The 1,690-nt window shown below is 68.6% G+C and carries 1 protein-coding gene; it reads right to left on the reverse strand.

The features are described 5' to 3' along the window. Nucleotides 1-758: 758 nt before the first annotated feature. Nucleotides 759-1,690 (reverse strand): NAD(P)/FAD-dependent oxidoreductase (locus tag NBZ85_RS30880; protein ID WP_261563396.1); only part of this gene is annotated, 932 nt, incomplete at its 5' end.

Consider the following 1,690-nt stretch of genomic DNA (forward strand, 5'->3'; position numbering starts at 1 on the left):
TGTGTCGCTCACGGGCGCGGAACCCGGCGGGTCCACGGATGGACGCGGGGGTGGACTCGCAAGCGCCGGCTCGCGGTCGAGTGAACCGTCGGCAGAGACATGAGCTCCTTGGGGGAAACATCCCCGGGTCGGCGATCACGCTGGAAGTTAGAACGGTACGCGACGATCCGGCCGACATGGCAGGGACCCACCCCGATATGTCGGTGTGGTGTTGTTGCGCGTACCTGAGATACTTCTCTGGGTAACCCGCACCTTTCGCTCGCCTCGTTGGCATTGCGGCGACTTCCCGGGTCGCCGCACGCCGTCCACCCCATAGGACCACAGCTCATAGGACCACAGCGAGCGACACCAGCGGCGGAGTCCGCGTCCGCGTTTCGACGGACCGGTCCGGCCGTCCCTTGCTGTGCGCTACCTGCCGGGTCTGCATCCCGACAACTGGAGACGCATTCATTAAGGTACTTTTTACCTTAAATTTAGACGCAGCAGACGGGCGTCTCGAGCGGCCCTTCACTCCCGCAAGCTGCCGCGCCGGCGACCTGCACGGTGCCAACGACCTGCATGGTGCCAACGACCTGCACGGTGCCAGACGGAGCCGCGGCGCCGTACCCGGTAGCGCCGCGGCCCGCGAGCCGGCCAGTACCGGCCCGCGGGCATTCTAACAATCTTCCGGTAGTTCCGGTAGCGCGCAGGAAATCTGGTCCGCACTCAGCGCAACAAAATCAACGGAAGCGAGCGGAACTAGCGGCGTATTGCTCCCCTCACGCGGCGGCCGCGAGGTTCTTCAACGCGACGGAAGGATCCTCGAACCGCGCAGGATCGATGACTGTATCGGCCGCGATCAACCGGCGCGCCGCAACCGCATCCATCGGACGATTCACCGTCGCGATGGCGGTAAGACGACCATCGGGCCCGAACCAACCCGCGGACCACCCTGGCGCCCGCTTCGCCGCCGGCTCGGCCACCGTGGTGGGATCCCCCCGCCACACCAACGTGTCCTGCTCTCCCGCCAACCCCACGACCTGCACCATCCGGCCGAACTGCTCCGACCAGAAGTAGGGCACCGGGTCGTAGACCGCCTCACCCCCGAGCAGCGTGGCCGCGGCGACCGCGGGACTGCCCTGCGCGCACTCCCAGTGCTCCACCCGCAGCCGCCGGCCGTACCGCCGCGACCACCACGCCGCGCAGTCCCCGACCACGACCACCGGCGGTTCGGCCGGCCCGACTCCGCCCTCATCCCAGCCGGCCGCAAGATGCTCATCGACGACAACCCCACGGTCGAGGCCAAGACCGGACCCGGCCAACCAGCCCGTTTCCGGACGCACCCCCACCCCCACCACCACCTCGTCCGCCGGCAACCATTCACCATCGCCCAGGAGCAACCCGGCGGAACCGATCTCCCGCACCGACACCCCCAGCCGTAGATCCACGCCCGACTGCCCGTACCAGGCGGCGGTCTGCCCGCCCACCTCATCACCCAACGCCACCTGCAACGGCGAATCCGCCGCCTCCACCACCGTCACCACAGCACCGATCTTCGCCGCCGCCGTCGCCACCTCGGCACCGATCCACCCCGCGCCCACCACCACCAGCCGCACCCCGGGCTTCAACGCATCCCGCAATCCACGCGCATCGTCAATCGTCCGCAACACCCGCTGCGGCCCCTCACCCGGCAATCTCACCGGCGTCGCCC

Source organism: Frankia tisae (assembly GCF_025403405.1).
Taxonomy (GTDB): Bacteria; Actinomycetota; Actinomycetes; order Frankiales; family Frankiaceae; genus Frankia; species Frankia tisai.